The organism is Dellaglioa sp. CoH-57-MRSF-22 (assembly GCF_056781895.1).
Genome location: NZ_JBXAXT010000073.1, coordinates 1 through 486, shown reverse-complemented (window position 1 = coordinate 486; position 486 = coordinate 1). Strand labels below are relative to the sequence as shown.

At 48.1% G+C, this 486-nt stretch carries 4 tRNA genes; all 4 read right to left on the bottom strand.

From position 1 onward, the window contains the following. Positions 1 to 78 precede the first annotated feature (78 nt). Positions 79 to 168 (bottom strand) — tRNA-Ser (locus AC1RPR_RS08220). 39 nt (positions 169 to 207) lie between these two features. Further along, positions 208 to 281 (bottom strand) — tRNA-Ile (locus tag AC1RPR_RS08215). A gap of 19 nt (positions 282 to 300) precedes the next feature. Then, positions 301 to 374: transfer RNA gene (locus AC1RPR_RS08210), tRNA-Met, on the bottom strand. Between the two features lie 40 nt (positions 375 to 414). Then, a tRNA-Pro gene (locus tag AC1RPR_RS08205) sits at positions 415 to 486 on the bottom strand.

Here is a 486-nt window from a genome sequence, read left to right as displayed (position 1 = left end):
GCAGGATTTGAACCTACGACCTTCGGGTTATGAGCCCGACGAGCTACCAGACTGCTCCATCCCGCGATAATATTAAAAAGGAGGATAAGAGATTCGAACTCTTGCGTGGTTTGACCCACCTGACGGTTTTCAAGACCGTTCCCTTCAGCCAGACTTGGGTAATCCTCCATAAAAAATTAAAAATCTACTTGAATCAGCTACAAGTAATGGACCTTGTAGGACTCGAACCTACGACCGGGCGGTTATGAGCCGTCTGCTCTAACCAACTGAGCTAAAGGTCCAAGCTTCTTACGTAGAAAATAGCGGTGAAGGGGATCGAACCCCTGACCTCCCGGGTATGAACCGGACGCTCTAGCCAGCTGAGCTACGCCGCCATAAAATAAAAACACATAATAAATTTTGGCAATCTATTAATCGGGAAAACAGGATTCGAACCTGCGACCCCCTGGTCCCAAACCAGGTGCTCTACCAAGCTGAGCTATTTCC